Raw genomic sequence first — 25860 nt, forward strand, 5'->3', positions numbered from 1 at the left:
TTCGATACTTTCATCTCTGTATTAATATTTACCTCCTCTTTTTTGATTTTCGATGATTTTGATTTTCGGTAATTATTTTACCCTTCCATTACGAGCGGAATGTAGGTTAAAAAGCTTGCAGAGCAAGCTTTTTAAAGGTCTTTGAGGTTGTGGATTTTACAAGGTATGTCCCATGCGCTTAGGAATTGATTCATTAAAGTTTTTAGTAATTTGCGCTAGGGATACAGCGATCGCTTTCTCTTTACCCACCACAATCTCTAAGTTCTGATCTGCATCACTAACAGTGCCGATATGTTGCCAATTATTGCCTAACTGATTGGTGAGATAGGTTTCCCATGCGGTGCGATCGCCATCTTTGACAGAGACCACAATCCGACTCGCACCTTCACCAAAGAGAACTTGAGTGAGATGGTGACCTTCAGGATTAGCGAGTTGAATTTGTGCCGTGAGTTTGCCAGAGATACTTGATTCAGCGATCGCCACGGCCAGACCACCTTCAGCACAATCATGAGCCGACTTTACTAATCCTTGGGTAATGCCTTGACGACAAGCGAATTGCACTTTACGTTCTAGGTCAAAATCAACGGATTGTGGGCGACCTGTCACTTCACCAATGACTGAAGCAAGATATTCTGAACCAGCCAAACTAGTGCGATCACTACCGAGTAGATAAATCGCATCACCAACGGCTTGCCAGCCCTGACCGCAAACCTTTGTGACATCCTCAACTAAACCCACCATCCCAATTACAGGAGTCGGATAAATCGGTTGAGCATTACCTTCGGAGTCAATGGTTTCATTGTAGAGGGAGACATTGCCACCAGTCACAGGCGTTGACAACTCGCGACAAGCATCGGCAATTCCGCGACAAGCTTCGTGAAGTTGCCAATAACCGATCGCATTTTCAGGACTGCCAAAGTTCAAATTATCGGTGACAGATAGCGGTTCGGAGCCAACACAGGAGAGATTACGCGCGGCTTCGGCAACTGCTAGTTTGGCACCTTCGTAAGGATCGAGATAAACATAACGAGCATTGCAGTCAACCGTAGCGGCGACACCGACAAGAGAATCGATTTGAGCTTGGGATGATCCCAATTCGCCAACTCCAAAGCCTTGACTACGTAAACGAATCACCGCTGCATCGGCTCCCCCTGGAAAGATCACCGTATTATTTTGAACTTGGTGATCGTATTGACGATAGACCCATGATTTAGAGGCAATCACAGGAGTATCAAGTAATTGTAAAAGTGCATCATTGGTGGAAATGGATTTAAAAGCAGCGATCGCAGTTTTCTCCTCCCAAGCCCAAGCTTTCTTAGCATAGTCAGGAGTATCCGCAAGCTGACGATGATAGATGGGCGTATTGTCAGCGAGGGCTGTGGCAGGAATTTCCGCAGCAACTTCCCCATGCCAGAGAATCCGCACAATTGGTTCCGCTAAAACTTCTCCAGCAACTACCGCATGAAGTCCCCAACGCTCAAAAATATCAATTAGTTCTTGTTCCCTTCCCTTATGCGCCACAAACAGCATCCGTTCCTGTGATTCAGAAAGCAGATATTCATAGGGAGTCATGCCCGTTTCTCTAGCAGGAATTTTGTCTAGATCGAGAACTACACCAACACCGCCTTTAGCAGCCATTTCGGAAGTAGAGCAAGTCAAACCCGCTGCACCCATATCCTGTGCAGCAACCACAGCACCCGTTTTAAAAGCTTCCAAACAAGCTTCTACTAGGGATTTTTCTAAAAAAGGATCGCCCACTTGTACCGCTGCTCGGTTCTGTTCTGATTTGCCAGAAATCTCTGTACTAGCAAAACTCGCTCCCTTGATGCCATCACGTCCCGTAGTCGAACCCACATAAACCACAGGATTACCCACTCCCGCCGCACCCGATTTGACAATCTCCTTAGTTTCCATAATCCCGATCGCCATCGCATTGACGAGGGGATTACGGTTATAAGCTTTATCAAAATAGACCTCACCGCCAACGGTAGGCACACCGATACAGTTGCCGTAACCTGCAATGCCATTGACAATACCATTGACACGACTACGCACCCAAGGATCAGAGAGTTCCCCAAATCGCAGTGAATTCAAAATTGCTACGGGACGCGCTCCCATTGTAAAAATATCGCGTAAAATACCGCCGACACCTGTTGCCGCGCCTTGGTATGGCTCCACAGCCGAGGGACGGTTATGACTTTCGATTTTAAAACTGATGGCAATATCATCGGTAATTTTGACCACACCTGCATTTTCTCCAGGTCCAACGAGAATGCGATCGCCTGTGGTGGGAAATTGCTTAAGTAACGGACGCGAATTTTTGTAGCAGCAATGCTCTGACCACATCACACCAAACATCCCTAATTCGGCTTTGTTGGGTTCACGACCAAGGCGATCGCAAATCATTTGATATTCATCTAGGGTTAAGCCCTCAGACTTAATTTCATCGGGAGAAAATTTGGTAATGATATTAGCGGTCATAGTTAACGTGCGACAAATCTTGGGCGGTCAATATCGATCTTATACCAAAACACAAAACGGCTACACCGTTTTGTGTTTTGAAACCCGTTACTAGGTTTGACTTTTATGAATTGCTACAGCTTACTCAAGCTTGAAGTAGCCCAGAGAAATTTTTGAAAGTGCTGCTTTGCAGCGCTTTCAAAAATTTCTCTGGGTTGTAATACAGTGCAAAGCAATGTATTACAAAGAGTCAGGATCGATGTATTACAAAGAGTCAGGATCGATACCAAGTTCACGCAACTTAGCCGCTAACTTATCAGCACGAAGATGCTCTTGCTCTGACTGTTCTGCGCTCCATAGCAGTAAGTTACCTGAGCGATCCCACCAGCGCAACCAATTCATAGACTGTCCTAGCCTCTCTCCTGACCAAATTCCTAAGAATAAATTTAGTTCTGGAATCCATACTTGTCCTTGAGCATTTGGCTCCTGTACATTGTATTTCCCATTTTCTAAGCAACGTACTTCTAGACTTGGTGCATAAGGATCATACGTGACATATGTTGGCACTTGCAGAATCTGTTGATAGAAGTACAGTTTGCCATAGGGAGGAGTTGATCTAACTGAGAGTTCACCGCATTCCGTCTCAGATAGAAACTCCATCACCACGCTAACAGGTTCGCCTTCGATATTTTGAGTGTAACTGCGACGCACAGTTCCCTTAGTTACAGGATAGACTTTAGGCACATAGAACCAATCAGGAGCTTTGACAATGATTTTGTTATTTACTGTAGCAACTAGTCCAAAATTAGAACCGATCAGCATATCTGATTGTATAAGTTTTGCGGCTCCTAATGCATCGGTAAGAGCAGCAGCTAGAGTCGGTTGTTGAATATTTTCCACAGGATCGTCAGATAAAACGAAATCATCAGGCAAAGCTTCCCAAGTAATAGTTGGCTCGATTTTGGTAGGTGGTATTTGGAGAATCATAAAATTGATCTCAACAAAAGAGTTGACCTGACTTGCTTTGGCTAGACTCCAGTATATCAAAATATATTTATAAAAACCCAAAAGGCAGAAAGGGACGCAAAGCGCCTCCTTCTGCCTTTTGGGTTTTATGTTTTCTTTTTTAATGCGGTCGAAATCAGGCGATCGCTGTCGATTACAAATAGTGAAGGAAAATCCTGAGAAGGAAGAGTCATCGAACTGATAAAGTCAACTTTCCAGCGTTGGCTATAGGTTGGCGGTAGAGACACGATTTGATCTTGCGAGACCTTTTGTAGTGCAGGTTGTGAGTTACTGAGTATACCAACTAAATCTTCATTTTGACGATGGACAATAATCAAGGATGGTTTGGAGGCGACGATCGCACCATTAACAACTAACTGCGGGACATTCTCTACTTTTGCTTTAGTTTGACCAAACAGTATTTTCCCAAGATCGATAATCGGCACATTCTGTCCTAAAAATGTAATTTTAGGAATATGTTTCTCTAAGGGAATTACCCGATAAATAGATTCTATCGGGAGAATAAACCAGGCAAGACGTAAGCGAAATGCAACATATTGCTTACCAATATCAGGTCGAAGTTCTGAAAGTCGTTGCGATCGCAGGGAAGAAATGGCTGGCATAATTTGTAATTGATAATTCGTAATTAATTAGCTACAAGTTGAGATAAAGTTTGTAGAAGCTCGTTATCTTTGAAAGGCTTAGCAAAGTACGCTGAGGCTCCTAGACGCATTGCTAAATCTCGGTGTTTTGCACCACTGCGAGAAGTGAGCATCACCACAGGGATATTTTTACAACTTTCATCACCACGAGATTGAACGAGGAAGCCAAATCCATCTAGACGAGGCATTTCAATATCACAGATTACCGCACTGACTTGAGAACTCTTCGGTAATGCTTGCAATTTCCGCAACTTCTCCATTGCTTCCAAACCATCCTTAGCTTGTTCAACTCGATAGCCAGATTTTTCTAAGGTCATCGCTAAGAATCTACGCACGTTAATGGAATCGTCAACGACCAACACCGTAACGCGCCGATCGCTTCGCTCAGAGGGCAAAGTCAGGGTTTTGCTGGGAGATTCATCGATATCTGCGATCGCCCAAGTGAGTAAGTTGTCAATATCCACCAGTGGCACAAGTTTACCGCCGCCCAAAATCGCACAACCCATAAATCCTGTTGGCATCGGGATCAAACTTTGGACACCACGGATAGTTACTTCCTGCTCACCCCAGTAACGATCAACTTGCAATCCAAAGGGAACGTTATTGCGGGCGACAATTAGCATTAACGGTTCGTCTACAATCGGGCGGTTTTCGGTTTCACTTTGGAATTGTGGGCGGGAGAAGTGCAGGCGATCGCCTAGTTTTAATAAAGGCACAGAATAGCCTTCCCAATCTAATACTTCTTGATCCGCCACTGTATAGATCGAAGTGTCTTTAATCAACAGAATTTCCTCGACAGCACTGGTCAGAATTGCCATCTGCAAGCCGTTGCTCTCGAAAAGAAGAACCCTTGCAATCGAGAGAGAGACAGGTACTGTTAAAATGAAAGTAGTGCCTTGCCCTGCTTCTGTTTCAATCCGAACACTGCCGCCAATCATACTGAGGTTTGAGCGCACTACATCCATGCCGACACCTCGTCCTGAAAGCTCAGTGACGCGATCGGCTGTGCTAAATCCTGCTTCAAAAATCAGATCCAATAGTTCTGCTTCACTAGATCCTTCCAGATCGCTCTCACTTAAGCCCATTTGCAAAGCGCGATCGCGGAGTTTGGCAAAATCAATGCCATTGCCATCATCACTAACCGTAATCACAGTTTGATTACCGCGATAACCTGCGGCAATTTCGATTTTTCCCTTGGGTGCTTTGCCAGCCGCTATCCGTGCTTCTGGCGTTTCGAGCCCATGATCAAAGGCGTTGCGAACTAGATGCAAAAGGGGATCTTCCAAAACCTCTAACACAGAGCGTTCAACTAGAGTGGAACTACCACGGACTACAAGTTCCACCTGTTTGCCGTGAGCCAAGGACAAATCTCGTAACAGTCTTGGAAAGCGTCCTAAGACTTCACTGAGCATTCGCATTCTGGCTTGTTCGATCGCCGTTTGCATTTGGCGAGATGCTCGACCCAGTTCTCGTTCTGTGCCTTCAGTATCCGTTAAGGCGGTTTCTAAGTCGCTGGAAACTTCCTGTAGCTGCACTACACTATCCATGATTTCTCGTGATAGCACATGTAACTCACTATAGGAATCCATTTCTAGTAGATCAAAGCGACTAGCATAGGGAAGAAATGATTCATTATTTGTGGATTGATTGGTAAAGCGATCGCCTTTAATATTTGTCAGTGTATCGGGAGTTATGACGGCATTGATGGGGATGAATGGTTCTGAGGAGGTCACCACACGATCATAAGCTTCTCTGAGTTGAGCATTAGATTGCTCTAAACCATGCATTCTTGTATTTAAGAGTTGAACCAGATCGCGCATCCGTTTTAACTGAAGGCGCAATCCACTCCGTTCAGCATTCAACTCGCCAAAGCGATCGCTCAGGGCTTCTAACTGACGTAAAGGTATGCGAATTGTCGCGTCCAGACTTTGATCAGGGGTAGCAGGCTCATTGACTAGGACGGTCTTATCAGTGCTTAGATCTTGGAAATCTACTAAATCTAGCAAAGATTGGTCAAGATTAAGTGTCTTGTCTTCATGCAGATAATCACTATCTAAAGATTCTTGAGTATTTTCTTCGAGGTTAAAAGCATTGAGAGAACCTGTGATGGAATCTAAACTAGAGGGTGCTATTTCAAAATGAGCAGGTAAAGCTTGAAACTGACTAACCAAGACAAGGGCTTGCGATCGCCTCCAGGCTTCTAAAGCCGCAGATGTCACCTCTTGAAGATTATGGTCTTCATTAGCTAAGGCGGTACTAATCTCCGTACAAAGTTGGCTAAATGCGGGTAATTCCAACATTTCACCTAAACAGCCAAATTCTTGACTAGTGAGTTCAAATTCTTCCCTTAGTACCTGTGAATTTTGATCAGCAAGTACATTGGTTAACCTTTCTAGACAAGCATCTACTTCTGTTGCAAACATGAGGACACGCATATCCTGTCCTGCTTCCTCAGAGAGTAAACTCGCTTCATCCTGCGCCGACAAGTCTCCTAAGATTTCATGCAGTTGTTGAAATGGCTGATTAATATGTTCTTTCAACCAATCTTCAGGCGGAATTTTACGCTGCTTATGAATCTTGGCAACCTTGCCCATTCCATCGATCGCCGCAAGAAATAGGCTTTCCATATCAGGGGTGATCGCGGTTTGATTACTGGCTTGCAAAATCTTAAAAAAGTCTTCTAAATGGTGAGCCAGTTCACTGAGGGCAAGAAATCCCATCATCGCTGCACCACCTTTCATCGAGTGAGCAGCCCGTAAAATTTGATTGATCGCCGATCGCTGCAAACCGCGATCGCTTAAACCTAATACTTCTATTTCAATATCTGCTAGGAAGTCTTTAACTTCATCCAGAAATAACAGGCGAACTTCCCACTCTCGATCGGTTAATGTATTAGTTGCCATAGTTCCCTCTCCTAATTGTTTAATAATTTTTAAAGTATGTGCGAAGCACATACTTTAAAAACTAGGCTGCATCAACCTTAAAGGTTTCTACCGAAGCTTGTAACTTACTAGCAACGTTGGCGGTTTCCTGTAGAGCGATCGATACTTCGCGGGAAGTTTCCGATGATTTTTGCGATTGGGTTGAGAGATTTTCCATAACCTGTTTCACCGATTGCGAGGTTTGCACCTGTGAAGTTGTGGCGATCGAAATACCTTGGAAGAGTTCGTTTACCCTTGTCGCAACTTGTACAATCTGACTCAAACTCTTTCGCGCATCTTCAACTTTGTTTGTACCTTCAACCACCTGTAAAGTACTCGCTTCCATAGATTCGACCACTTCACTGGTTTCCTGTTGAATGCTCTCGACAATGCGGGCAATTTCTTTGGTCGCTGTTGCTGACTGAGCAGCCAGTGCGCCGACTTCTTCTGCAACCACCGCAAAGCCTCGACCTTCTTCACCCGCACGCGCCGCCTCAATACTGGCGTTGACGGCTAGCATGTTGGTTTTTAGTGCGATTTGGTCGATCAAAACGACAACCTTAGAAATCTGTTGCGAAGCTTCACCGAGGCGTTTTACCTTTTTGGTAGTTTCGGCAACGGTTTGTCGGAGTTGCAAGATACTGGCTGCCGATTGCTCGATCGCCACACTACCAGTTTCTGCGGTGTTTGCTGCCAAGGTTGAGGCATCAGCCGCTTGTCTGGCGTTACTTGCCACTTGCTGAATCGAGTTAGTCATCTGTTCTACAGATTGCAGTGCTTCATCAAGTTGTTCTGCTTGTAAGGTGGCATCTTGGGCGAGGGTACGAATCGATTCATTATTGGTGTTTACCGAGGTATTTACCTGTAAGGTGGCAAGTTTTACCTGCGTTACAACATCCCGTAAACTTTCTACGATCGCGTTAAAGAAGTCGGCAACGATACCAATTTCACCAGCCGAGATTTGAGCGCGAACGGTTAAATCTCCACTCACCGCTCCCTCAACGTCAGATAGCAGTGTGATTAACTCACGCTGAATTGATTCACTACGAAGCCGTTCTTTTTCTGCCAATTCTTCAGACTGCCGCTTTTGTTCTTCTTGGAGCGCAATGAAATCTTGTAACTGTCCCGCCATTAAGTTAATGTTGCCGCCCAGTTGCGCCATTTCATCTTCACCTTTTACTTCAAGACGGGTTTCGAGATTACCTTTACCAAGTTCAACCACCGCTTGCGTTGCGTCAAGGATTGGTTTGGTGGCGCGTTGGGCGATCAAGATTGCTAATACCGCCGCTAAGATTGCTATAGATCCTGTTGCTCCCAACAAGATCAACAATAATTGCTGCAATGGTTTAAGTGCAACATCAGCCTCAACTGAAATGACCGAATCCCATCTCAAGTCAGGCAACCCGTCGATCTTGGGCAAAGGTGAATAACCCACAAACCGTTCCTTCTTGGTATCTAAGTCAATGGATTCTACTGTTGCAACTTCACGCTTAGCAATTGATGGGATAAGTCTGGGGAAATCAGATTTCAAATCACGCCCAACCTTTTCTTTTTCCAAGGCAACAAAGATCTTACCATCGGAGTCTGCTATATGGTATTTCTCTCCATCACGGCTAAAGTCACTGATGAGCTTTTCCATAGAATCAACAGGCATTCTTGTCCGTATAACACCAATTGTTTTACCTGTAACAGAATCCTTAATTGGAGCCGCAAAGTAAATTGAGATTTCGCTCGAAGATTTGGAGACTGTTGGTTGACTAATGATTGGGGCGTTAGTTTTGAGGACTTCTTGGAAATAAACCCGATCCTTGTGATTAGGCAATGCATCTCCTTGAGACTGCACAATTAAGTCACCATTCAAGTCAAAAGCAGCAATGCTGTCGTAAACAATGTAATTTTTGATGTACTCATTCAAGACAGCCTGACGTTCTGTAGCTGTGGTAATTGCCGCGATCTTGGGATTGGTCAAAAATGATAATTTGGATAGAACTTGAACATCCGCATATCGTTCTCGCATGAAGTACCCAGTCCGATAGATCATCCCGTTGGCTCGCAACGCTTTAGCTTGTTCTGTTGATTTGGTAATATCTTGTCCGACATAGTAATAGGTAAATCCACCAACTGCTAGCAAAGGAATTGTAATCGCGGCAACAGAGATAATGGTCGTTTTTGTGCGTAATCCCAGAGATTGCCACCATTGACCAATGGACTTTTTCTTAGTTTCAGGAGCCGTAGGAATAGAGACGGTCGGATTGATTGGATCGCCTGTAGGGTAAGTTCCATTATTAGATCCGTTATTAGAAACATTGCTAGAAGGACTAGCACCATTACCATTGACTGTTTCAGTGCTGTCAATCCGAGAACGTGAATCAAGAACCATTGGTCTAACCTCTGTTGTATAGATAGATTTTGAGTTAAAACTCAGCAGTATTTTTGTGCCGAGGAGTCTTACCCTAATGTTGTAAAGTTAAATCTAGCGATCGCTTCTGTATCTAAAACATACAGATTTTTATCAATACCTTCAGACTTAACCAGCCAACCACGCAAAAATGGTACAGTTTCAAGTGGAGTTTTTGTCTGCGGTAAATCTTCGGGAGAGACGATCTCGGTTTCAGCGAAGCGAACTACGCGCCCAATCCGATCAACGCCTAATCCAAGAAACGCGTCACCGATTTGTAAAATGGCGATATGTGTCTCGATCGCCGTGGAATCAAGGGGCGTAAATCCTAATAATTGCGGTAAGTCCAACACCCAAAAAACGTTACTGCGATGCTCAACTAATCCCATCAAGCAAGGATGTACATTCGGCATTTGCGTAAACCGATCAGTAGACAGTACCAAGGTTTCGCGCACAAACTTTAATTGCACAGCGACAGTCAAATCACGATTTAGCAGCAAGCTTAAGTAGGGCAAGTCCGCGATCACCTGCGCCTCTTCTTCCTGTAATTCGATCATTAAGTCCATCATCTCATCCTCCCAAGCCTAGCGATCGCACTGCTTGCAAAATATCCTCTTTGGTAAATGGCTTAGTTAGGTAAATATCCACACCCTGCTTCATTCCCCACATGCGATCGAGGTCTTGACTCTTGGATGTACAGGCAATGACTGACACTTTCGCAGTAGCCGCTTTTTTGATGGCGCGACACATCTCTAAACCACTCATCCCAGGCATTACTAAATCTGTAATCACCACATTGGGATTATTTTTACTAAACTTCTCCAATCCTTCCGTCCCATCGGCAGCACTTACTACCGCGTATCCCCCCTGTCGCAAGTAATCACAGATCAACTCACGTTCCGAATTTGTATCTTCGACAACTAGTACTGTAATCAAGATCTCTCTCCTTGTATATGTAAGTCAATAGGGGTTTTAAGCCATTGGAGGCTCTAATTTGCGAGCATTGTGTCAAGCAACAGAGCGTACTGCTCGTAAAATATCTTCACGGGTGAAAGGCTTAGTAACATAGACATCAATGCCTTGTTTCATGCCCCAGAGTTTATCTAGCTCTTGATTTTTAGAAGTACAAGCCACAATTGGTACATCTTTAGTCTCATTATTTTTTTTCAGGCTGCGACATAGCTCTAATCCACTCATTCCGGGCATGACCAAATCCGTAACTACGACATCAGGCTTCTTCCCTTCGATTTTTTTGAGAGCTTCTTGTCCATTAGTTGCACTGATTACGTTATAACCACTTTCCAATAAATAACTAACTATCAAATCCTGCTCAGAAGCAGTATCTTCAACTACAAGCACTGTTGTCATAGTATTTTCTCAATCCTGTTTATTCTTTTCAACATTAACTAAGGCTTTTGCAGACAAGATTTTGCTTTTGGCGTTAACCTTAATTTTATCCGATCTGGCAATTCTTAATAAAACATAAAGATACCATATAAAAGTAAGGTGTTTTTAGATTGGCGTTGAGTTAATTATAGAAGGCTAAAAACAATAATTTCTTAAATACTTCTATAAACATGCGTAAATACTCACATGAGATGACGCATGATCATTTTGAGTAAATCAGCTTGGACAAAGGGTTTGGTTAGATAATCTGTAGCCCCTGCGATCCTTGCACGAGCGCGATCGATCAATCCTTTATTGCCTGTCACCATCACAATCGGAATATCTTTTAAAATCGAAGACTTACGGATTAAAGAACAAAGTTGATAACCATCAACATTGGGCATTCCGATATCTAGCAAAATCAAATCAGGACGAATCGAAGTAATTTTTAACAACGCTTTCATCGAGTCTTGAATTAACGTGACTTGAAAGTCTTCATTACCCAAGTAACTACTAATAATACTGAGCATTGATTCACTATCATCGATACAGACAATCTTCCAAGTTTTTGTTGGTTGCTGTATAAAAACCTGCGAAATACTAGAGATATCATCACTTGAGCTAACTTCGTCGGTCAAGGTTTCTACGAGTTTTTCAATATTTTCTTGCTCTTCAGCAGGTGCAAGGTAGTAGGTGCGCGGCAACATATCGAAGGGAGATAAGGGATCTCTTAATAGAATCGAACCATCACTAATTAGAGGGCTAAGTTGCTTGGCGATCGCTAGAGGATCTTTGCCTAGTAATGCACCTAATTGACAAAAGTTAAACCCACGTAAAATTTTCCCAAGTCGCTGGACGGTTTCTGCTGACATGCGTTTTTCCGCAGATGTCTGACTGACTAGATAGGGGCATTGGTAGGGTGAGCTAATTGTCGGTCCAAGCTTATACCATGATTGGAGTCTCTGGGTAACTACTTCTAAGATCCGATCAATTGATAAATTGCAATAGGTCTGCTTTAAAAAATGCTCGTAATAGATACCGCCCAACTTTCCATTGGGCAGACATAGAAATGCCTCGACAACTTCTTGAATGATCCGTGCAACCAGTTTGCCTGCCATAGGTTTTGGTAAATAATTTTCATCAACTAGCCACAAAATTGCAAGGTATTCAACACAGAGAATTTCGCTAGTGACTTTGTACTTCGCATTCTCTGGAGATGGATCGTCAAACATGAGACGAAGCTGCGATCGCACTTTTTCGTTGAGGGCTGGGACTTCTCGACTTAGCGCCCTTAGATGTCTTTCTAATCTTTCAAAACTATCTAAAGAGTGGGATGCATAGACTAATTTTCCCCGTTCGATATAGAACGACCAACGAATGCGATCGCGCACAACATAAACACATCCGTCCCTACTTAACTCTAAACTCTTTAATAGCTCTCTAGCAGATTCTTTTTGCTCTTTATTGACACTATCTATGTTAATTTCAGCACGCATCACGATTATTCCCAATTGCTAAGTCTGAACTCGAATCCCCCTCATTTAGAACATTCTTAGATTATATTTATGGCGATCCTAAATCACTTTTAAGATTTGGAGGTTTGTGGGACTGTCCCCTTAGGAGCGCACTCTCACAACCCATTGAGGATTGCTATAAAAAGCTTCTAATTTTTTTAACTACAGTTTTGTTAATTCCCTTGAATATTCATTAAACCATGATTTTATTACAAATAAAATAAAATACTTATTGTTTAGAGACTTTTTAACGATGCTCAAAAAAAATGCAAATTCCTGAATAATGTAAAGATAATCATTGATCTGATTCAAAAACCTTAGAAAAACTTATGAAAGAGAATACTTTTGGGGTTTTGCTTCTCTAAACTTATCGCAACCCAAGAGATAGCTAGAAGGTGAGTGGCGGCGCGAAGCGCTGCCACTCACCTTTTTGGTTTTATGTCCTAAGCGCAACTTACATTGCTATAGAAAAACAAATGATTTCGGTATAGCAAGCCTAAATTATTATCATTTGTGGATAAACAAGTGGCTTAAGTCCCTTGTTATAAGTTTTATACTTTCACAACTCATTTAGGATTGCTATATATAGCAATCCTAAATGAGTTGTGTGGAAGCGTACCCCGAAGGGGTGCGCTTCCACAAACCCAAAAATCTACAAATGATTTAGGTCTGCTATAGGTTCTAATGTCTATTTTCAGACTGGGAAGAGAGTGATTTAGAACAGATCTAAGTCAGTCACTGCACCTTTGCTGCTAGTCGAAACAAGCTTGGCATATTTTGCTAAAACCCCTTTAGTGTAACGAGGAGCAGGAGCCTTCCAATTCGCTCGACGGCTTGCTAGTTCCTCATCGCTGACATTTAGTTGAATCAATCGCTGATGGGCATCAATGGTGATCGAGTCGCCTTCCTTTACTAAGGCGATCGCGCCACCCACAAAAGCTTCAGGGGCAACGTGACCAACCACCATGCCATAGGTTCCACCAGAGAAACGTCCATCGGTAATTAAGCCGACGGAATCGCCTAAACCAGCACCGATAATTGCACTTGTTGGCGCTAGCATTTCGCGCATACCAGGTCCGCCCTTAGGACCTTCATAGCGAATCACAAGAATATCTCCTGCATTGATCTTGTTAGCAAGAATTGCCGTAAGAGAATCTTCTTCTGATTCAAAGACACGGGCAGGACCAGTGATGATTGGATTCTTCACGCCAGAGATTTTGGCTACAGCACCTTCTTCAGCAAGATTTCCTCTCAGAACGGCGAGATGTCCTTGCTTATACATAGGGCGATCCCAAGGACGGATCACATCTTGATCGGCGCGAGGTTCGGCAGGAATATCTTTGAGAACTTCTTCAACGGTTTGACCAGTAATCGTGATGCAATCACCATGTAATAGACCTCGCACTAAAAGCATCTTCATGACTTGGGGAATACCACCTGCTTTGTGGAGGTCAGTGGCTACATACTTGCCTGATGGCTTAAGGTCACAGATTACGGGAACACGCTCACGGATACGCTCGAAATCATCGAGGTTCCATTCCACACCTGCGGAATGGGCGATCGCTAAAAAGTGTAAAACGGCATTCGTTGATCCACCCACAGCCATAACCACGGAAATAGCGTTCTCAATCGATTTGCGGGTGATGATGTCGCGAGGCAATAGATTATTGCGAATTGCATTGACTAAAACCGTACCAGCGAGTTCTGTATTCGCGGCTTTTTCGGGAGCAACAGCCGACATGGTAGAGGAATACATCAAGCTCATGCCCATGGCTTCAAATGCTGAAGACATGGTATTTGCCGTATACATACCACCGCAGGAGCCAGCCCCTGGGCAAGCATTGCGCTCAACTGAGTTGAGTCTGACTTCATCAATGCGACCTGCACTATATTGACCAACGGCTTCAAAGGAACTAACCACGGTCAAATCTTCGCCATCAAGATGTCCTGGTTCGATTGTGCCACCGTAGACAAATATAGCGGGAATATTCATTCTTGCCATTGCGATCATCGCCCCTGGCATATTCTTATCGCAGCCCCCGATCGCCAAAATGCCATCCATACTCTGAGCGCTACATGCGGTTTCGATCGAGTCGGCAATTACATCACGGGACACAAGAGAATATTTCATTCCCTCAGTTCCCATGGAGATTCCGTCGCTAACGGTGATTGTGCCGAAAACTTGGGGCATCCCATTAGCATCACGAATTCCTGCTTCAGCGCGGATTGCTAGTGGGGCAATTCCCATATTACAAGGGGTAATCGTGCTGTGGGCGCTTGCCACACCAACAATAGGTTTTGTAAAATCCGAGTCTTGGAAACCAACGGCGCGTAACATGGCGCGGTTAGGCGATCGCTGAACGCCTTCGGTAATTGCACGACTTCTGCGATTGTCGGACATAGTTCACATCTCTGTTATTAGCTTTATCAACTAAAACATTTTAGAATTTTTAGACACTAGAATAATCATCTTGGACTATCGGCAATTACCAAATGCAACTTCAAACGCAATTTCCCAAGCACCTGTCTGATCGTTTATCAACTGCTTCCAAGCGTCGTACTGCTCTTTATGCGGCGACTTTGAGCCTTGGAATAGTACTCAATGGTTGTGGGGAAAGTAAGATTTCTCAATGTAACAAAGTTGTTACGATTGCCAATAAAACTAATGCTCTGGTGATTCCCAAGGATATTACAGGCTTTGGTGCATTTGCGGACAATATTGATCAAATCCGCACAGAAGTACAAGCGATCGCAGTTCAAGACTCAAAGCTTAAGGAATTGCAAGCGCAGTTGTTAGGTGTATATGGTGAAGCTTCTCAAGCTCTGAAGGGGCAAGTCAAAGCAACTGAGGCAAAAGATGTCAATGCGATGACTAAAGCCAAGCAAGATTTAGAAACTGCATCAACTAAGGAAAGTGAGGTTGTCGATCAAATTAATACTCTATGTAGTAAATAAAGCAAAAAACTGCACTCAGTGCAGTTTTTTGCTTTTAAAGTACAGCTTGATGCGCTTGATCGACTGAATCGATCATTTTTTGCCGTTCCCGTTTCCACATTTTTTGAAGCTCGTCACTGTAGCCCAAAATCAAATAAGGGAAGCGATTGAATAGTTCTTTTAATAACAATTCCACGTCGGCTTCATTAGAACAAGGACATCCGTACTCCTCTCCGTAGCGATCGTATAGTACTGCACTATAAATCTTGCCATACTTAGTAGAAGTCACTTTTTTGTAAGCCCAAACTAGTTGATCAAGCTTAATTGCCTTTATATCAGTATTCAGAAGCTGAAGTAGCCAAGATCGTGTTAATTGATTGCCGCCAATCGTAACCGTATTAATTCCCGAACTTGCTTCTGTATCAATTTCTTGAATCAGAGTCTGCCAATCGCCTATCTTTGCCAGACGTTTGCGAATTGGATGATTGCCCAGATCCGATCGCCAACGCAGCGCCGAGACAATTTGCCAAATGCTAACCAGCGACAGGGGGAGTGCAAACAACAGTACAACATATCCTCCCAAACGATAGTCATTGGTATCTAGCATAAAAGGTAAAAATGCACCCTTGAGGCTAGAATCTTGAGATTCAATTGGGGTGACAATTCTGCTTTTGATTTCACTAGAAATATCAGATAAACCACCTGTAACTTGATTGCTACTGCCACTTATCCCTGACTTTACCAATAGAATACGTTTGTCAAGTTGCAAAGTTTGATACTTCGCAGAAACGGACTGACTAATAGTTTGTCCAGTACTACGACGAACTCTTTTTGTGATTTGCTGAACACCCGTATCATCGATTGCATTACCTTTGACTGTAATGTATTGTTGCAGGCTATCATCAAGAGATTTAATGTCCTCTAAGTTTTTAGCATCAACGGGGAATGGACCAAGAGCAAAATTATATAAATAGCGATATTGCCATCCAGCTACGCCTAACAAAATCGCCATTAATATCCCATTTGATATTAATAAATTGCGGCTTTTGCGAAGTACTTGCTTGCCGATAATGGTGTTGAACATGGTTGTTTTCTCTAATATCAAAAGTTATACCAATTCACGAAAGTGTGGCTACACTTTTGTGGATTAAGAACCAAACTCAGTCGGGGTTTTAAAAAGATAAAATGGCTAGCCATTTTATCTTTTGGTATTACAGTAAATTGCGAACTAAATTCAATCAATAAGTTTTTTGTGTCTGCATAAAGTTAATTCTGCAATTAGCTTTTTTTGAGTGTAAAACAAATAATAAAAAAACCAATCAGTGTTGCAAATTTTGAAACGGCTTCCATCATCAACCTGTGGTTTTGTGCCAATGTCCTCAAAATATAAAATTGTGGCTTACAGCAATTACCGATCAAACGAACCACAAGAAAAAATTTGAAAGCGTTGCAAAGCAACGCTTTCAAATTTTTTCTTGGTTTGGGTTTGAGCGCAAAGCGCTGTAGGATCTACGCCGATGACTAGCAAACCAATCAAGCAATAACTCTTGGCATTCTCGATCGCGGATTCCTGCGATCGCCTCTAGCTTGTGAAAAGACACAGGACTATCAGGCAAATTAGCCACGGTACGAATTGCCCCTGCTTTAGGATCATCAGAACCATAGACTAAAGTACTAATCCGCGCTTGCAAAATTGCCCCCGCACACATCGGACAGGGTTCTAAAGTCACATATAAAGTGCATCCGTTTAAATGCCAATCCTGTAATACTCGCGCCGCCTCACGAATTGCCACTATTTCCGCATGGGCAGTAGGATCTCGATCGCGTTCTTTGCGGTTTACCCCAGTGGCGATCGCCTCCCCCAACCGATTCACAATTACTGCTCCCACAGGAATTTCTCCAAAATCCCCTGCAGCTTTTGCCAGTGCGATCGCCCGATCCATCCAAATTTGATGCACTTCTAAATTTTTCATCGTTTATGGCTTTTCAAAACCCAAAAATTATCGACGGCTCGATACGCCGCCGATAATTTTGGAGTTTAATGTTACATTTACCACCATTTTTTTGCAAAATGGTATTAGTCCTGAATTGAGTTACCCATGTCCCTAGAACCGATCGCCTTAACCACACCACTTTTTTACGTCAACGATCGCCCACATATTGGTAGCGCTTACCCCACGATCGCTGCTGATGCCTTTGCACGGTTTCATCGGCTCAAAGGACATCCAGTCATGTTTGTCACAGGGACAGATGAACATGGGCAAAAAATTCAGCGCACTGCCGAAAAAAATCATCTATCGCCCCAAGAGCATTGCGATCGCACCGTCGCCGAATTTTATAAGCTCTGGGAAAAGTTTAATATTCGCTTTGATCGCTTTACCCGAACTACTGCACCAAAACATCAAGCGATCGTTAATGAATTTTTTCAAAGAGTCTATAAAGCGGGTGATATATACTTAAATCAGCAAAAAGGTTGGTACTGCGTCGCTTGCGAAGAATTTAAAGAAGAGCGTGAACTCCCTGAAAGCCATCATTGTCCAATCCATACCAATGTCGTCTGTGAATGGCGCGACGAACCAAATTATTTCTTTCGCCTCTCCAAATATCAACAGGCCCTGGATCAATTTCACGAGTCTCATCCCGACTTCATCCAACCTGAAAGTCGTCGCAATGAAGTCCTTGGCTTTATGAAGCAAGGCTTACAGGATTTCTCGATTTCTCGCGTTAACCTTGATTGGGGATTCCCTATTCCCACCGATCCCACCCATACAATTTATGTTTGGTTCGATGCTTTGCTAGGATATGTCACGGCGCTGCTCGATCCTGACGATGAGCCAACCCTCGAAAATGCACTCAAAAAATGGTATCCCTTCAATCTCCATATTATTGGTAAGGATATCCTGAGATTTCATGCAATTTATTGGCCAGCGATGCTCATGTCGGCGGAATTAGCGCTACCAGAGCGTGTATTTGGTCATGGATTGTTGACAAAAGATGGACTAAAAATGGGGAAAACTTTGGGCAATACCATTGATCCCTACGATTTGGTTGATCGCTTTGGTGCTGATCCCATTCGTTATTATTTTCTAAAAGAAATCGAGTTTGGGCGCGATGGTGATTTTAATGAAGAGAGATTTGTGGCGATCGTGAATGCCGATCTCGCCAATAGCCTCGGCAATTTACTCAATCGCAGTCTCGGCATGGCTAATAAATATTGTCAACAAACTATTCCTGCTCATGATCCCAGTGATCGCACTGAAGTCTCAGATTTGATTAAACCAGTGATCGAGCAAGCAAAAAATTTGGGCGATCGCGTGGCTTTTGATTACCAAAATCTCAACTTTCGTGCTGCTTGCGAGAAAATCCTTGAATTGATCTGGAATTGCAATAAATTAATCGATGAAACCACGCCTTGGAAGTTATTTAAAGCAGGCAAACAAAACGAAGTTAACGAAACTTTATACACTTTGCTAGAATCTGTAAGGATTGCAGTCTATCTACTATCACCGATTACCCCAACCCTCAGCGTTTCTGCTTATCAGCAACTGGGTATAAATTTCAATGAAACATCTCCCCCTGATTGGAGCCACACAAATTGGGGAATACTGGAAGTAGGTACATCCCTAGCTACACCCACACCAATTTTTCAGCGTATTGAAATTATGTAAATAGCAATGCATTCTGAATTTTTATGTAGTGTAGTTTATTAATCTCCCCACCTATCAGATTCTATGCCTCTGAGTATATTTACTTATGGTGTATAGTTAAATATAGGTTATAAAAATAAAATTCTTGTTTTTGTATTCTTAATTATAAAAAACTCGTTTTTATAGTTCTAAGTTCATTTGAGATTTATCTTAGATCTACCTAGAAGCAACCATTATTTATTCTCAAATAGTCTTGGGATAGAGCAGATGTCTTTTCTTATTGAAAGCTACTTTTAACGTCCAATACTAGCTTTACACAAATAAGCTACGTGTGAGTTTATTAAAAAGTTTTAAGAGGTTCTTCTGAATTAGGTAAACACTTAGGACGGTTTTAAGTATCAATGCTAATACCAAAGCTTCATCCCGCGGCACTAGATAACAAGCGTTCTATAGGCAAAAATATGTTACCTTTTGAGCAAGATTCTGGTTTTAAACCAGACCAAATTTTAGAAAATCGAGGGCGAGTCGCCATCTTTATTGATGGCTCTAATCTTTTCTATGCCGCTCTACAATTGGGGATCGAAATCGATTACACCAAGTTGCTTTTGTGCCTTACTGATGGCTCACGGTTACTCCGTGCCTTTTTCTATACAGGTGTTGATCGCACCAATGAAAAGCAGCAGGGATTTCTGTTGTGGATGCGTCGCAATGGCTATCGAGTTATTTCCAAAGAACTAGTTCAGTTACCCGATGGTTCCAAAAAAGCTAACCTTGATGTCGAAATTGCTGTAGACATGATGGCGCTAATTGGTTCCTATGACACAGCCGTACTTGTTAGTGGCGATGGGGATCTTGCCTATGCAGTTGATGCAGCGAGTTATCGCGGTGTACGTGTTGAAGTGGTCAGTTTGAGATCGATGACCAGCGATCATCTGATTAACGTTGCCGATCGCTACGTTGATCTTGAAGCAATCAAAGAAGATATTATGAAAATATCGCGACCTCATTCGCCCAGTAATTTACCAAGTAATTTGCCTAGCACCGCACCATCGATCGCCAGCTATACCTATCGTCCGATCTCTGGAGTTGCATCCATAGACAGCGATCGTGACATTTAGGTTTTCAAAAATTAATGATGGGGGCTTAGCCCCCATCATTAATTTTTGAAATAATTTTAAAATACAGATTAATTGCAAAAACATTGACAGAAGTTGCCATTGTCAATATATTATAGAGTTCGCTGTAAAATATTACGTCTTCGTAATTTGCTTCTGTCGATTGTAGCTAACCCACTGCATAGAACGCACGCTCTCACGAAGATAGTGTTGTACAGCCATCCGTCCTCAAATTTACTCATAAAACACCTGAAAAGGTCTGTCAACGAGTACTTTTAGGGCAAACATAACATTGAAAACTGACAACAAATTGGGAGACTTATAGTGGCTCGCATTGCAGGAGTTGACCTTCCGCGTGACAAGCGCATCGAAATAGGACTAACGTACATATACGGAATCGGTCTAACTAGCGCCAAAAAAATCTTAGCAGCTACCAAAATAAACCCTGATACAAGGGTTAAAGAACTTACTGATCCTGAAGTAACAACTTTACGCCAAGAGGTAGAATCCAACTTTCAAGTAGAAGGCGATCTGCGTCGTCTCGAAGGTTTAAGCATCAAACGCCTAGTAGACATCGGTTGCTACCGAGGTCGTAGACATCGTATGGGTCTTCCTGTCCGTGGACAACGTACTCGCACCAATGCGCGTACTCGCCGTGGCGGTCGTCGTACTGTCGCAGGTAAGAAGAAGGCTCCAGGTAAGAAGTAAGTAAGGATTAATACGAAACAATGGCTCGTCAAACAACTCGTAGAACTGGCGCACGTAAGAATAAGCGCAATGTCCCTAATGGAGTCGCTTACATCCAGTCTACTTTTAACAACACTATCGTCACGATCGCAGACACTGTTGGAGATGTGATCTCATGGTCTTCGGCTGGTGCTAGTGGCTTTAAGGGCGCGAAGAAGGGTACTCCATTTGCAGCCCAAACTGCTGCCGAATCGGCGGCTAGAAGAGCGATGGAACAAGGAATGCGTCAGGTTGAAGTAATGGTCACAGGTCCTGGATCAGGTCGCGAAACCGCAGTGAGAGCATTGCAAGCTGCTGGTTTAGAGATCACCCTTATTCGTGATATTACTCCTATTCCTCACAATGGCTGTCGTCCTCCAAAGCGCAGACGTGTGTAACCAATTACGAATTAGAAATTACGAATTAGAAACTAAGCTCATAATTCGTAACTCGTAATTCGTAATTCCCCAATTCTCTAATTTCTCCCTTTGATTTTCGTTTACTCTTGCAGACTAAGTCGGTACAAATATGGCACAGTTTCAGGTTGAGTGCGTTGCATCCCACACAGAAAAAGACAATAGCCAGTACAGCCAATTCGTACTGGAACCACTAGATCGGGGGCAAGGCATTACCATTGGAAATGCGCTCAGACGGGTATTGCTCTCCAATCTTGAGGGTGCGGCTGTCACTGCTGTTCGCATAGCTGGTGTCAACCATGAGTTTGCGACGATTCCAGGCGTGCGGGAAGACGTTTTGGATTTGATGCTCAACTTGAAAGAACTAGTGCTGAAGTCTTATAGCTCAGCACCGCAGATCATTCGTTTGGTAGAGCGCGGTTCAAAATTAGTCACGGCTACCAGTTTTCATTCTTTGCCATCGGACATTGAGATTGTCAATCCTAACCAATACATCGCAACTCTCAGTGAGGGTGCAACTTTGGAGATGGAACTCACAATCGAACGTGGTAAAGGCTATCGCTCGGTAGACCGCTCTAAGGAAGATCACAGTTCTCCGATTGATACACTCAAGATTGATGCTGTGTTTATGCCTGTGCGTAAGGTCAAGTATGAGATTAAAGACGCTCGGATCGGTGATGCGATCAACAAAGAGAGTCTGCTAATCGATATTTGGACAAATGGCAGCATTACACCTCAAGAAGCACTTAGCCAAGCCGCTAGTGTGTTGGTGAATTTGTTCTCGCCCTTGCAAGAAATCACTCTTGCGCCTTCGTTGCCCCAAGAACGTGATGAGCAAGACGAAACTAAGCAAATTCACATTGAAGAATTGCAACTATCTGTTAGAGCTTATAACTGTCTCAAACGCGCTCAGATTAACACTGTTGCGGATTTGTTGGAATACACCCAAGACGATTTACTGGAAATCAAAAACTTTGGTCAAAAATCGGCTGAGGAAGTTATGGATGCCCTTAAACAGCATCTTGGCTTGACCTTAACTGAGTCCAAAGCTTCTAAAGTTCTGTAAAAAAGCAAAATCTCTTTATCGCTAAAGAGTTTGGTTTCATATCCATCTAGTACACACCTATGCGTCACCGTTGTAAAACCCCCCAGCTTAACAAGGCTGCCGATCAGCGCAAAGCTCTCCTACGGGCTTTGACCACTGAGCTAATCCTCAGAGGCGAAATTAAGACCACCAGAGCTAAGGCTGATGCCGTTCGTAGCAGCGTTGATCACATGATCACCCTTGCTAAAGATGGTTCGCTGCACGCTCGTCGTCAAGCGATCTCCTACCTATACGATATTTCGGTTAAAGATGGCGAACCCGTTAGCGATCGTCCTCAGACCAAAACTAAACAAGAGCAATTACCCGAAGAAGAGCGCGTAACTACCTTGGTTGACTTGTTGTTCACCCAAGCAAAGGATCGCTATGCTGAGCGTAATGGTGGTTATACCCGTATCGTTCGCACAGTTAGCCGTCGTGGTGACAATGCTGAAATGGCGATCTTGCAACTTGTGTAAGCATCAAGATGTTCTCTGCTGATTCTGAGTCTCCCCATCGTATTGCTTTAGTTATTCAATACTTAGGTACATACTTTTATGGGTGGCAAAGGCAGCCAAATCATCCCAGTGTGCAGCAAACGATTGAAGAAGCGATCGCTAAGATTTGCGGAAAACCAACCGTTTTGCATAGTGCAGGCAGAACAGATACAGGCGTTCATGCTGCGGCTCAAGTAGCGCATTTTGATACGTCAAGCATGATCCCTCCCCAACGTTGGGCAAAGGTACTTAATAGTTATTTGCCTGAAGGGATTTTGATCTGTGGATCAACGGAAGTAGCAAGCGACTGGCACGCAAGATTTTCGGCGACATGGCGGCGTTATCGTTACACGATTTACACCGCAGCAATTCCGAATCTGTTTGTAAAGCCGTTTAGCTGGCACTACTACCACGATCACCTTGATGAAAAGCTGATCCATCAAGCCTTGCAGCCGATGTTAGGTGAGCAAGACATGGCAGCATTTCAGAGAGCAGGTTCAAGTCGTCCCCATAGTCGCCTTGAGCTTCAAGAAGCCCTATGTTGGCGAGATGGAGATTTTGTCCATGTGGAAGTCCAAGCAAGTGGCTTTTTGTACGGCATGATTCGCCTGTTAGTAGGGCAATTAGTCGATGTGGGGCGTTCGCGTCTGAGTGTCGAAGCCTTTACGAGCATTTGGCAAGAAAAACGTCGTATTGAAGTTAAGTATGCTGCTCCCCCACAAGGATTGTGCCTATTGGCGATCGGCTATGTCGATAACCCATTTGCGGAATTCGCATCGCGCAAGCAAACGCTAGGTTTAAATGATAGCCATGTACTTAACTTGGTCTGAATTTTAAAAGCTAACCTGTCCCAAACTAAAAAGTTTGATAAATATATTTCCCAAATATATTTTCCAGATAAATATCATAGATAAATCTCGTTTGTAGAGAAACTAATGACTACAACTACACTTACTCCCAATAAAAGCTACCTACCAAAAGATCCTGATCGCAAATGGTATGTCATTGATGCGGAAGGTCAGCGCCTAGGAAGACTTGCTAGCGCGATCGCGGTAATCCTACGCGGCAAAAATAAGCCCATCTATACACCCCATCTAGATACTGGTGATTTCGTCGTTGTGATCAACGCCGAAAAAATTGCTGTAACTGGCAAAAAATCCACCCAAAAGCTATACAGAAGACATTCTGGTCGCCCAGGTGGGATGAAGGAAGAGACCTTTGACAAAGTAATTGCGCGTGTGCCTGAACGTATTCTTGAAACTGCCATTAAAGGTATGTTGCCAAAGAATACCCTCGGTCGTCAGCTTTTCACTAAGCTCAAGGTTTATAAGGGCGCTAGCCATCCCCATGAGGCGCAACAGCCTGAAACCTTGGTCATCAACACCATTCCATCGCTGAAGTAGGAGAAATCACAGATGTCAGATACTGAACGTTCTAATCGTGCTGTTTACTGGGGAACTGGTCGTCGTAAAAGAGCGATCGCTCGTGTACGCCTCGTCCCAGGTGAAGGCAAAATCGTGATCAATGGTAAGCCAGGTGATCTGTATTTGCAGTTCAATCCTAGCTATATCTCAGGTGTAAAGGCTCCTCTAGAAACCTTGGGCTTGGAAAATGAGTACGATGTTTTGGTCAATGCCCATGGTGGTGGTGTCACTGGTCAAGCTGATGCAATTCGCTTGGGTGTTGCTCGTGCATTATGTGAACTTGCTCCCGAAAACCGTAAGCCTCTCAAGGTTGAAGGCTATATGACCCGTGATCCTCGTTGTAAGGAGCGTAAGAAATACGGGCTTAAGAAAGCTCGTAAAGCTCCTCAATACTCGAAACGGTAATCATTTACCTCACAAAAAAAGCCTCGCAATGCGAGGCTTTTTTTATTTGAAACATAGGATAGCGCGAAGCGCTATCCTATGTTTTTTCAATGCCATGATCTAAAACTTCATAGTAAAGCGGCAGGTATCCCGACTTGATGCCACCGTCTTCTTTGGCTTTGTCTAAATTGCCGCGCAAAGTATGGCTGTTATGAACGCTGTAGATTTCGTAGCGATCGCCTATAAACACATAGTCAGCAACATCGGTAAACTCTTCACCTTTAACTAGTTGCCAGCGATCGTCTATATAGGCAAAATGATAATCGGCGAGATCTGGACTTGAGGATGGACGCTCGACTGCCGCAGATATTTCACCAGTGTAATGGGGATTTTTATCATTAGGTGGGATAACTTTACTGGTAACGTTGCGATAAAAACAGCTTTCGTTATAGCAAAATCTTAGTTTTGCCATTTTGTTTTTGATAATCTCAAAGCGCTCGATGATCTGAGTTGAAGAAAGCTCACTTGCTGCGGAAACTTTTGGAGCAAGGGTGTTAGTGAAGGTTATCCCAAGGCAAATTACACAAATTAAAAAAATATTGGCAAGCGATCGCCATTGCTTACTGGTCATAAAGTTTATAGTTCTTAAAACTATATTATCCATGGCTAAGATTAAATTTTTTTCTGGACTGACAAAGTGGCTAATTTTTCGTGAATAAATAACTCCACAGCCTGTATTTTTCCGAACATATCATTAATAAGTTCTATAGCTCTTTCCTGATCTTGACCTTGATCTAGTTTCTCAAGTTGTCCTGCCAAGGTCTGGATTTGCAAAGCTCCCACATTTGCACTAGAACCTTTTAGGTGATGGGCTTCACCCATAATTTTTGACCAATCATTTCTAATAACTGCATCACGAATTGTTTCAATACGCTGTGAGACATCTTCAACATAAACCTGTAAAACTTCAATCTCAAACTCGATATCTCCCTCTGATATTTGATTAAGTTGTTCTAAGTTAACAGGTGAGTCTGGTTGTTGATTCATATAGATAAAAGCCTTACAGCGATTAACTTAGCTAATTTAAGCTTGTATCTGGCTAAACTACCATGTATACAATCCAAAAATCCAGTAAGTAGATGAGCATAATTAATTACAAACCCAAACCCGTAAGTTTGCGACCCGCAGGGTCGCAAACTTACGGGTTTGGGTAATTTATTCTGCACAGGTACTTAACTAAAAAAAGCAATTCAAAAGCATTTTAGGCGATCGCGATATCGATGTTAGAAT

The 25860-nt window shown here is 43.2% G+C and carries 24 protein-coding genes; 10 read left to right on the forward strand and 14 right to left on the reverse strand.

What is annotated here, in order from left to right; all coding sequences use genetic code 11:
• Nucleotides 1–156: 156 nt before the first annotated feature.
• The 10 genes from purL to ilvD all read right to left on the reverse strand — a co-directional run bounded on the left by purL (nt 157) and on the right by ilvD (nt 14747).
• Complete coding sequence (gene purL / locus B9G53_RS06445) at nt 157–2481, reverse strand: phosphoribosylformylglycinamidine synthase subunit PurL (RefSeq protein WP_176453123.1); 2325 nt, start codon at nt 2479–2481, stop codon at nt 157–159.
• 243 nt (nt 2482–2724) lie between these two features.
• Nucleotides 2725–3447 (reverse strand): Uma2 family endonuclease, encoded by a 723-nt coding sequence (locus B9G53_RS06450; protein WP_094530440.1) that lies wholly within the window; start codon nt 3445–3447, stop codon nt 2725–2727.
• A 125-nt stretch (nt 3448–3572) separates the two neighbouring features.
• Nucleotides 3573–4088, reverse strand: coding sequence for a chemotaxis protein CheW (locus B9G53_RS06455; protein WP_094530360.1), 516 nt, complete (start codon nt 4086–4088; stop codon nt 3573–3575).
• A gap of 23 nt (nt 4089–4111) precedes the next feature.
• Entirely contained in the window at nt 4112–7030 is a 2919-nt protein-coding gene (locus B9G53_RS06460; protein ID WP_094530362.1) for a hybrid sensor histidine kinase/response regulator, read from the reverse strand.
• A 61-nt stretch (nt 7031–7091) separates the two neighbouring features.
• Nucleotides 7092–9428, reverse strand: coding sequence for a methyl-accepting chemotaxis protein (locus B9G53_RS06465; RefSeq protein ID WP_094530364.1), 2337 nt, complete (start codon nt 9426–9428; stop codon nt 7092–7094).
• A 68-nt stretch (nt 9429–9496) separates the two neighbouring features.
• Nucleotides 9497–10015, reverse strand: coding sequence for a chemotaxis protein CheW (locus B9G53_RS06470; RefSeq protein ID WP_094530366.1), 519 nt, complete (start codon nt 10013–10015; stop codon nt 9497–9499).
• Between the two features lies 1 nt (nt 10016).
• Nucleotides 10017–10382: a response regulator transcription factor gene (locus B9G53_RS06475; protein ID WP_094530368.1), complete on the reverse strand. Its 366-nt coding sequence runs from the start codon at nt 10380–10382 to the stop codon at nt 10017–10019.
• A 72-nt stretch (nt 10383–10454) separates the two neighbouring features.
• Nucleotides 10455–10814 (reverse strand): response regulator transcription factor, encoded by a 360-nt coding sequence (locus B9G53_RS06480; RefSeq protein ID WP_094530370.1) that lies wholly within the window; start codon nt 10812–10814, stop codon nt 10455–10457.
• A gap of 221 nt (nt 10815–11035) precedes the next feature.
• The gene (locus B9G53_RS06485) at nt 11036–12328 is read right to left on the reverse strand and encodes a response regulator (RefSeq protein WP_094530372.1); all 1293 of its coding nucleotides are present in this window, start codon (nt 12326–12328) and stop codon (nt 11036–11038) included.
• A 733-nt stretch (nt 12329–13061) separates the two neighbouring features.
• Complete coding sequence (ilvD, locus tag B9G53_RS06490; RefSeq protein ID WP_094530374.1) at nt 13062–14747, reverse strand: dihydroxy-acid dehydratase; 1686 nt, start codon at nt 14745–14747, stop codon at nt 13062–13064.
• A gap of 92 nt (nt 14748–14839) precedes the next feature.
• Between ilvD and B9G53_RS06495 the strand changes: the two genes are divergently transcribed.
• Nucleotides 14840–15301, forward strand: a complete 462-nt coding sequence (locus B9G53_RS06495) for a hypothetical protein (protein ID WP_094530376.1) — start codon at nt 14840–14842, stop codon at nt 15299–15301.
• A gap of 34 nt (nt 15302–15335) precedes the next feature.
• On the opposite strand, the gene B9G53_RS06500 is transcribed toward B9G53_RS06495, so the two are convergent.
• Both B9G53_RS06500 and B9G53_RS06505 read right to left on the reverse strand, forming a co-directional pair.
• Nucleotides 15336–16364 carry a DUF6709 family protein gene (locus tag B9G53_RS06500; RefSeq protein WP_094530378.1) on the reverse strand — a complete coding sequence of 343 codons (1029 nt, stop codon included), beginning with the start codon at nt 16362–16364 and terminating at the stop codon, nt 15336–15338.
• A 379-nt stretch (nt 16365–16743) separates the two neighbouring features.
• Nucleotides 16744–17253 carry a nucleoside deaminase gene (locus B9G53_RS06505; protein ID WP_094530380.1) on the reverse strand — a complete coding sequence of 170 codons (510 nt, stop codon included), beginning with the start codon at nt 17251–17253 and terminating at the stop codon, nt 16744–16746.
• A gap of 126 nt (nt 17254–17379) precedes the next feature.
• On the opposite strand from B9G53_RS06505, the gene metG reads away from it, so the two are divergent.
• The 9 genes from metG to rpsI all read left to right on the forward strand — a co-directional run bounded on the left by metG (nt 17380) and on the right by rpsI (nt 24591).
• Nucleotides 17380–18948 (forward strand): methionine--tRNA ligase, encoded by a 1569-nt coding sequence (metG, locus tag B9G53_RS06510; RefSeq protein WP_094530382.1) that lies wholly within the window; start codon nt 17380–17382, stop codon nt 18946–18948.
• A gap of 440 nt (nt 18949–19388) precedes the next feature.
• Nucleotides 19389–20045 (forward strand): NYN domain-containing protein, encoded by a 657-nt coding sequence (locus tag B9G53_RS06515; protein ID WP_094530442.1) that lies wholly within the window; start codon nt 19389–19391, stop codon nt 20043–20045.
• A gap of 321 nt (nt 20046–20366) precedes the next feature.
• Nucleotides 20367–20750 carry a 30S ribosomal protein S13 gene (rpsM, locus tag B9G53_RS06520; protein ID WP_009628987.1) on the forward strand — a complete coding sequence of 128 codons (384 nt, stop codon included), beginning with the start codon at nt 20367–20369 and terminating at the stop codon, nt 20748–20750.
• Nucleotides 20751–20770: 20 nt separating this feature from the next.
• On the forward strand, nt 20771–21166 hold the full coding sequence (gene rpsK, locus B9G53_RS06525) for a 30S ribosomal protein S11 (RefSeq protein WP_009628986.1): 396 nt from the start codon (nt 20771–20773) through the stop codon (nt 21164–21166).
• A gap of 130 nt (nt 21167–21296) precedes the next feature.
• Complete coding sequence (locus B9G53_RS06530) at nt 21297–22250, forward strand: DNA-directed RNA polymerase subunit alpha (protein ID WP_094530384.1); 954 nt, start codon at nt 21297–21299, stop codon at nt 22248–22250.
• Nucleotides 22251–22309: 59 nt separating this feature from the next.
• Nucleotides 22310–22744: a 50S ribosomal protein L17 gene (gene rplQ, locus B9G53_RS06535; RefSeq protein WP_094530386.1), complete on the forward strand. Its 435-nt coding sequence runs from the start codon at nt 22310–22312 to the stop codon at nt 22742–22744.
• 8 nt (nt 22745–22752) lie between these two features.
• A complete protein-coding gene (truA, locus tag B9G53_RS06540) occupies nt 22753–23592 on the forward strand; it encodes a tRNA pseudouridine(38-40) synthase TruA (protein WP_094530388.1) in 840 nt (279 codons plus the stop codon).
• Nucleotides 23593–23697: 105 nt separating this feature from the next.
• Nucleotides 23698–24165, forward strand: coding sequence for a 50S ribosomal protein L13 (rplM, locus tag B9G53_RS06545; RefSeq protein ID WP_094530390.1), 468 nt, complete (start codon nt 23698–23700; stop codon nt 24163–24165).
• Nucleotides 24166–24177: 12 nt separating this feature from the next.
• Nucleotides 24178–24591, forward strand: a complete 414-nt coding sequence (gene rpsI, locus B9G53_RS06550) for a 30S ribosomal protein S9 (protein ID WP_094530392.1) — start codon at nt 24178–24180, stop codon at nt 24589–24591.
• A 76-nt stretch (nt 24592–24667) separates the two neighbouring features.
• Here rpsI and B9G53_RS06555 read toward each other — a convergent pair whose 3' ends face one another.
• The gene (locus B9G53_RS06555; RefSeq protein ID WP_254923577.1) at nt 24668–25234 is read right to left on the reverse strand and encodes a hypothetical protein; all 567 of its coding nucleotides are present in this window, start codon (nt 25232–25234) and stop codon (nt 24668–24670) included.
• An 8-nt stretch (nt 25235–25242) separates the two neighbouring features.
• Complete coding sequence (locus B9G53_RS06560; RefSeq protein WP_094530396.1) at nt 25243–25617, reverse strand: Hpt domain-containing protein; 375 nt, start codon at nt 25615–25617, stop codon at nt 25243–25245.
• Nucleotides 25618–25860 lie beyond the last annotated feature (243 nt).

Source organism: Pseudanabaena sp. SR411 (assembly GCF_002251945.1).
Lineage (GTDB): Bacteria > Cyanobacteriota > Cyanobacteriia > Pseudanabaenales > Pseudanabaenaceae > Pseudanabaena.